Annotated in this window: 7 protein-coding genes; 5 read left to right on the forward strand and 2 right to left on the reverse strand. The window is 68.3% G+C overall.

What is annotated here, in order from left to right; all coding sequences use genetic code 11:
* The first annotated feature begins 12 nt into the window (after positions 1-12).
* Positions 13-957 carry a cation diffusion facilitator family transporter gene (locus Q331_RS21705; protein ID WP_051631170.1) on the forward strand — a complete coding sequence of 315 codons (945 nt, stop codon included), beginning with the start codon at positions 13-15 and terminating at the stop codon, positions 955-957.
* A 99-nt stretch (positions 958-1,056) separates the two neighbouring features.
* Positions 1,057-1,758 carry a BA14K family protein gene (locus Q331_RS23120; protein WP_051631171.1) on the forward strand — a complete coding sequence of 234 codons (702 nt, stop codon included), beginning with the start codon at positions 1,057-1,059 and terminating at the stop codon, positions 1,756-1,758.
* Positions 1,759-1,836: 78 nt separating this feature from the next.
* On the opposite strand, the gene Q331_RS0113870 is transcribed toward Q331_RS23120, so the two are convergent.
* Both Q331_RS0113870 and Q331_RS0113875 read right to left on the reverse strand, forming a co-directional pair.
* Positions 1,837-2,373 (reverse strand): 2'-5' RNA ligase family protein, encoded by a 537-nt coding sequence (locus tag Q331_RS0113870; RefSeq protein WP_051631172.1) that lies wholly within the window; start codon positions 2,371-2,373, stop codon positions 1,837-1,839.
* Positions 2,358-3,032, reverse strand: a complete 675-nt coding sequence (locus tag Q331_RS0113875) for an HAD family hydrolase (protein WP_034492284.1) — start codon at positions 3,030-3,032, stop codon at positions 2,358-2,360. The genes Q331_RS0113870 and Q331_RS0113875 overlap by 16 nt, the downstream gene beginning before the upstream one ends.
* A gap of 100 nt (positions 3,033-3,132) precedes the next feature.
* Here Q331_RS0113875 and thrC point away from each other — a divergent pair, with 100 nt between their 5' ends.
* Genes thrC through Q331_RS0113890 form a run of 3 tightly spaced genes read left to right on the forward strand, consistent with a single transcriptional unit; the run spans position 3,133 to position 6,413 of the window.
* On the forward strand, positions 3,133-4,539 hold the full coding sequence (thrC, locus tag Q331_RS0113880) for a threonine synthase (protein WP_034492285.1): 1,407 nt from the start codon (positions 3,133-3,135) through the stop codon (positions 4,537-4,539).
* Between the two features lie 4 nt (positions 4,540-4,543).
* Positions 4,544-5,815 carry a M16 family metallopeptidase gene (locus Q331_RS0113885; RefSeq protein ID WP_026381177.1) on the forward strand — a complete coding sequence of 424 codons (1,272 nt, stop codon included), beginning with the start codon at positions 4,544-4,546 and terminating at the stop codon, positions 5,813-5,815.
* A 13-nt stretch (positions 5,816-5,828) separates the two neighbouring features.
* Positions 5,829-6,413 (forward strand): GNAT family N-acetyltransferase, encoded by a 585-nt coding sequence (locus Q331_RS0113890; RefSeq protein ID WP_026381178.1) that lies wholly within the window; start codon positions 5,829-5,831, stop codon positions 6,411-6,413.
* Positions 6,414-6,588 lie beyond the last annotated feature (175 nt).

The raw sequence follows: 6,588 nt of genomic DNA on the forward strand, positions 1-6,588 counted from the left end.
CATCGACCCATCATGAGTCCCGCCCCCCCAAGCGCGGCCGCGCCGGCGGCCTTCGCTCTCGGCTCCATCGCCGTGGCCATCGGCGTCATGGCGCTGAAGCTCACCGCTTGGTGGCTGACGGGCTCGGTGGCGCTGTTCTCCGACGCTCTGGAAAGCCTCGTCAATCTCGCCGCCGCCGGGGGAGCCTATGTGGCGCTGCGCCAGGCGGCACGGCCGGCCGATGCCTCGCATCCCTTCGGCCACCACAAGGCGGAATATTTCTCCGCCGTGGCGGAGGGCGTGCTCATCATCATCGCCGCCCTTCTCATCCTGCGGGAGGCCTGGGCGGCCTTCCTCGCGCCGCCGCCGCTGCACGATCTGGGCATCGGCCTTCTCATCAACGGCCTCGCGGCCGGGCTCAACGGCGCCTGGGCCGCCTACCTGATACGGCGTGGCCGCGCCTTTCGCTCGCCGGCGCTCGTCGCCGATGCCAAGCACCTCTTCGCCGACGTGGCGACTTCGGTCGGCGTCATCGCCGGCGTCGCGGCGGCCTGGCTCACCGGCTGGTACCTTCTCGACCCGCTTCTGGCCGCCGCCGTCGCCATCAACGTCTTGTGGTCGGGCTGGCATCTGGTGCGCGATTCGGTCGGCGGGCTGATGGACGAGGCGGCACCGGCGGAGATCCGCGAGGACATCCACGACCTCATCCAAAAGCACGGCGCCGGTTCGATCCAGGCACACGACATCAGGACCCGGGTCGCGGGCCAGCGCACCTTCCTGGAATTCCATCTTGTCGTGCCGCCCGAAATGAGCGTCGCCGACGCGCATCGGATCTGCGATGACATCGAGGAAGGATTGCGCGGCCGGCTCGGCGACATGCATATCGCCATCCATGTCGAGCCTGCCGAGAAGGCCAAGCCCGAAGCGGAAGTGATCATCTCCGATCCGTCCTCCAGCCACCCCGCCAGCCCCAGCTAAGCCACCTCCCCTAAGGAGATTTCGCAGCTTCTCTGGAACGCCCACCGTTCCAGCGATTGGCGTCATGAAGGGGCCTTTTTCGTGATCGAGGAGAGTTAAATGCTCACGCCTATCGTGCGCATGAGCTGCGCCGCGCTGGCGGCGTGCCTTGCGCTAAGCCTTGCACCCATCCCTGCCGCAGCCGCACCGAAGACGCCCGCGCCGGTCGCCGCCGCCCCGCTTGTCATCGAGGCGCAGGCCAATCAGGCCTGGCCGCAAGGCGGGATGGCGCCCAACCGTGATTTCGCCCCCAACCGGCGCGAGCCGGGCATGAATCCCTCCGCCGGCCGGGCGGAGCGGGATCAGCGATGGAACCGGGACGGACGCTGGGACGGGGATGGACGTCGCGAAAGCAACCGCCGCCCGGATCGGGATCGGCGCTGGGATCAAGGCCGGCGCTGGGACGGGGACCGGCGCTGGGATCAAGGCCGCCGCTGGGATCAAGGCCGGCGCTGGGACGGGGACCGGCGCTGGGATCGCGGCCGCAGAGGGCCGCCACGGTATTGGGACCGGTCCCGGCACGGGCCGCGCTACCGCTATCGCCGCCCCGGCTACCGCCATTATTACGGCGGCTTCTGGTACGCCGTGCCCTGGTGGCTCGGTGCCGGCGTCGTCATTGGCAGCCAAGCCGACCCCAGAAGCAGCAAGGCGCATGTGCAATGGTGCGAGAACCGCTACCGGTCCTACGATCGGCGCACCGACACCTTCCTCGGCTATGACGGCAAGCGCCATTACTGCAACAGCCCCTACGACAATCGCTGAGGCCTTCAGCGCGTGAACCTGGCATCGGGAAGGCCTCGGCGGCAAAGCCGGGGCCGTCTTGCCCTCACGCAACGCGGCTCAGCGCGCGAAAGCGAACGCCGCCTCGTGCTGCCAGGGCCCGCCGCAATAGCGCCAGAGGAGAAGGCCCTCGCCGCGCACGGTGAAGGGGCGGAACATTTTCTGCAGCTCGCGCCGCAAGGCTTCGGCCTGCTTCGGCGATACCTTGTTCTGCACCGTCACATGCGGCCGGAAGCCGGCCAGATCCTGCGCGCCGAGCCAGGGCTCCAGCTCCCGCTGCAAACGATTCCTGAGGGCGGAAAGCGCAGGGGCGCGAAGGCCGAAGGCGACGCCGCCGCCGAGCGAGGTCACGCCCGTCACCTGCATGTCGATGCGGCGCTGGCCCCGTGCCGCCTCGGCCAGAAGCGGCCGGATGGCCGCGAGGCGCTCGCCCGGCAGAGCGTGAAACAGCGTCAGATGCGCCGGCACCTGGTTGCGCTCGGGCGGATAATGGCGCTGGCGCAGCGCCTCGAAGAAGGCAAAGCTCTCCTGGTCGAGCTTCAAGGTGAGGACGAGCGGAAAGGCGGTCTGCGCCATGGCGCTCAGACGAGCGACCAATCCGCCAGCGCCTCCACTGTGACCGGCACGTCGGCGAGACGGCGGACCACCGTCGTCGCGCCCGCCTCCATCAACGCCTCGGCATGGCCGGGCCAGGAATGGGAAGCGCCGGTGAAGCCGACGACCCGCATCCCCGCCGTCACGGCGCCGGCAATGCCGTGCACCGAATCCTCCACCACCAGAACCCGGCCAGGCTCGGCGTTGAGCTCCTCGGCGGCGTGCAGGAAGACGTCCGGCGCAGGCTTCTGGCGCCCCTCGCGCACGCTGCGGGCGGAGTAGATATACGGCCGGAAGCGGTCGTAGAGGCCCGTCTTCACCAGCTCCATATGCAGCCGCTCCGGACTGGAATTGGAGCAGATGCAGATCGCCGCATCGAGGCGGTCGAGCATCTCGTGCGCGCCGGCGACGGAACGCACCTCGGCGGCCAGCGCCGCGTCGACCTCCGTCTCGGAGCGCTCGCGGATGGAATCGGGGATCGGTCTGCCGAGCTCCTCCTCAGCCAGTTCGTAGATTTTCTCGCCCGTCAGGCCGGCGAAGCGCGCCGCCATTTCCTCGGCGGTGATCTCAAACCCGGCCTCGGTGAGGAGGCGGGCTTCGACGCGGGCCGCGACGATCTCTGAATCGACCAAGACCCCGTCGCAATCGAATATGACCAACATGGCGAAAGCCAATAGGGCACGCACTGCTTGCGGCAAAGCCCGCGATGTCGGAAAAAGGCCGCCCGGACGCGAAACCTGCCGAACCGACAAGGAGATGTTGTTGCGCTATGTATCGACGCGCGGTGAGGCCCCGTCCCTCGGTTTTCGCGATGTCGTCCTGAGCGGGCTCGCCCGCGACGGCGGCCTCTACGTGCCGCAGGAATGGCCGCGCTTTTCCAAGGACGAAATCGCCGCCCTCGCCGGCAGGCCCTATGCCGAGATCGCCCTTGCGGTCATGCGGCGCTTCGTCGGCGAGGAGATCGCCGAGGCGGATCTGAAGCGCCTGATCGACACGGCCTATGGCAGCTTCCGCCATCCGGCCGTGACGCCGCTGTCGCAGATCGGGCCGAACCATTTCCTTCTTCAGCTCTTCCACGGCCCGACGCTCGCCTTCAAGGACGTGGCCATGCAGCTCCTGGCCGGGCTGATGGACCATATCCTCGCCGAGCGCGGTGAACGCGCCACCGTCGTCGGCGCCACTTCCGGCGATACCGGCGGCGCCGCCATCGAGGCCTTCCGCGGCAGCCGCCGGGTGGATGTCGCCATCCTCTTCCCGGACGGGCGCGTTTCGGAGGTGCAGCGCTGGCAGATGACGACGCCGACGGAGAGCAACGTCCAGGCGATCGCCATTGCCGGCCATTTCGACGACGCGCAGGCGCTGGTGAAGGCGATGTTCGCCGACGAGCCCTTCCGCGAGGAAGTGGCGCTCTCGGGGGTCAATTCCATCAACTGGGGCCGCATCGCGGCGCAATGCGTCTATTACTTCGCCGCCGCCACGGCGCTCGGCGCGCCCCACCGCGAGGTCTCCTTCACCGTGCCGACCGGCAATTTCGGCAACATCTTCGCCGGCTACGCGGCGGCGAAGATGGGCCTGCCGATCCGCCAGCTGGTCATCGCCACCAACGTCAACGACATCCTCCACCGCACGCTGCAGAGCGGCCGATACGAGGTCGGCGAGGTGGTGGCGACCGCCTCGCCCTCCATGGACATCCAGGTCTCCTCCAATTTCGAGCGGCTGCTCTTCGAGGCGGGGGGGCGCGATGCCGCGGCGACGCGCCGGCAGATGCAGAGCCTGAAGCAATCCGGCGCCTTCGTTCTGGAAGACGGCGTTCTCGGTTCCATCAAGAGCCTGTTCGCCTCCGGGCGCTCAGAGGAGGCGGAGAACGCGGCGACGATCCGCCGGCTGCATGCCGATGCCGATCTTCTCATCGATCCGCACAGCGCCATCGGCGTCGCGGTCGCCGAGCGGCATCTTCAAGAGGGCGCGCCGATGGTGACGCTCGGCACGGCGCATCCGGCGAAATTCCCCGACGCGGTGGAGGCGGCCAGCGGCATCCGCCCGGCCCTGCCGAAGCCGCTGCGGGCGATGATGAGCGCCGAAGAGCGCTTCAAGGTGTTACCGGCCGAGCTTGGCGCGGTGGAGGCGGAGATCCGCTCGTTTGCGCGCGCGGCAAAGGTCGAGGCGTGAAAAGATGACGATGCGACTGACGCAGCTGGCGAACGGGCTCACCGTCGTGAGCGAAGCCATGGACCATCTGGAAAGCGCGGCGATCGGCCTTTGGGTCAATGCCGGCACCCGCTCGGAAGCCGAGCACGAGCACGGCATCTCTCACCTTCTGGAGCACATGGCCTTCAAGGGCACGGCGAGACGCAGCGCCCGCGAGATCGCCGAGACGATCGAGGCGGTCGGCGGCGAGATCAACGCCGCCACCTCCATCGACCACACCGCCTATTACGCCCGGGTCCTGAAGGACGACATCCCGCTCGCCGTCGACGTGCTCGCCGACATCCTCACCAATTCCACCTTCGCGCCGGAGGAGTTGGCCCGCGAGCGGCACGTCATCCTGCAAGAGATCGGGGCGGTTCTCGATACGCCGGACGATCTCGTCTTCGACCACTTTCAGGCGGCGGCCTATCCCGGCCAGCCGATAGGGCGGACCATTCTGGGCGAGGAAGAATCCATCTCGCGCCTGACATCGCAGAATCTGAAGGACTATCTCGACCGCCATTACCGCGCGACCTCGATCGTCCTCGCCGCCGCCGGCGCGGTGGAGCACGATGCCCTGGTTGCGATGGCGGAACGATCCCTCTCCAGCCTCCAGCCCAACGGCACGATGCAGCCGGAGCCGGCGCGCTATCTCGGCGGCGAGCACCGGCTCAGGAAGCGGCTGCAGGAGGCGCAGATCATCTTCGGCTTCGAGGCGCCCTCGCGGCGCTCGGAGCGTTACTTCGCGGGCCGCCTGCTCGGCACCATCCTCGGCGACGGCATGGCTTCGCGGCTTTTCCAGCGCGTGCGCGAGGAAAAGGGCCTTTGCTATTCCATCTCCGCCTTTCACTGGGCCTTCTCCGATAGCGGCGTCCTTGGCGTGCATACCGCCACCTCCAAGGGCGACCTGAAACCGGCCACCGCCCTCATCGTGGAGGAACTGCAGAAGATCACCGACGGCATCTTCGACGACGAGCTCGCCCGCGCCAAGGCGCAGATCAAGGCCGGGCTCTTGATGGCACTGGAAAGCCCGGCGGCGCGCGCCGGCCAGCTCGCCCGCCAGATCATGGTGCTCGGCAGGCCGTTGGCGCTGGAGGAGCTGCTCGCCGATCTGGAGCGCATGACGCAGAAAGACGTGGCGGAGATGGCCAAACAGACGCTCGCCTCGCCGCTGACCCTGGCGGCCGTCGGGCCGATCGGGCGGCTGCCGGATACCTCCTCCATCGCCGGCCGCTTGCGCGGTAGCGCCGTGCTCTGACCCAGGCGGCAAGATGACCTTCCTGCGCCCGAACGTCTCCAGCGATCTCGGCACGACGATCACCGGAGAGGGCGTTTTTCTGAGGACGCCGCAGATCACGGATTTCTCCGCATGGGCGGCGCTGAGGGCGCGCAGCCGCGACTTCCTCACCCCCTGGGAGCCGATCTGGCCTTCCGACGACCTGACGCGGGGCGCCTTCCGCCGCCGCATACGGCGCTACCGCGCGGAGATGCGCGACGACCAGACCTATCCCTTCTTCATCTTCCGCATGTCGGGCGGCGCGCTCGTCGGCGGGCTGACGCTCTCCAATGTGACGCGCGGCATGACCCAGACGGCGACGATCGGTTATTGGATGGGCGAGCCCTATGCCGGCAAGGGGCATATGACGGCGGCGCTGAAGGCGCTTCTGCCCTATGCCTTCGGCACCTTGCGCCTGCACCGGCTGGAGGCGGCCTGCCTGCCGCATAACCGCGCCTCCATCCGCCTTCTGGAGAAATGCGGCTTCCGGCGCGAGGGGCTGGCGCGCGGCCTCGTATGCATCGCCGGACGCTGGCAGGACCATATCCTCTTCGCCCGGCTGGCGGAGGACAGGCCCTGACCGCTCGGGCGTAAGCGGCGGCGGCGCTTCGTCTAAGAGCCGCCGCCGGAGCGAGCATCTCGGCCGACCCCAAAAATCCGCGCTAGAGCAGATTCGACTTAATCCGGGTCATACCCGGCGGCCTTGAAATAGTGGCGGCATTCCTCGGCGGTGAAGGCTGGCAGGCAATCGGCAA

It is taken from the genome of Afifella pfennigii DSM 17143 (genome assembly GCF_000688515.1).
Classification (GTDB): domain Bacteria; phylum Pseudomonadota; class Alphaproteobacteria; order Rhizobiales; family Afifellaceae; genus Afifella; species Afifella pfennigii.

Bases quoted from the DNA above. Each gene is read 5' to 3' on its own strand.
- Q331_RS21705 (WP_051631170.1), top strand. From the start codon at position 13: ATGAGTCCCGCCCCCCCAAGCGCGGCCGCGCCGGCGGCCTTCGCTCTC.
- Q331_RS0113875 (WP_034492284.1), bottom strand. From the start codon at position 3,032: ATGTTGGTCATATTCGATTGCGACGGGGTCTTGGTCGATTCAGAGATC.
- Q331_RS0113885 (WP_026381177.1), top strand. From the start codon at position 4,544: ATGACGATGCGACTGACGCAGCTGGCGAACGGGCTCACCGTCGTGAGC.
- Q331_RS0113890 (WP_026381178.1), top strand. From the start codon at position 5,829: ATGACCTTCCTGCGCCCGAACGTCTCCAGCGATCTCGGCACGACGATC.
- Q331_RS23120 (WP_051631171.1), top strand. From the start codon at position 1,057: ATGCTCACGCCTATCGTGCGCATGAGCTGCGCCGCGCTGGCGGCGTGC.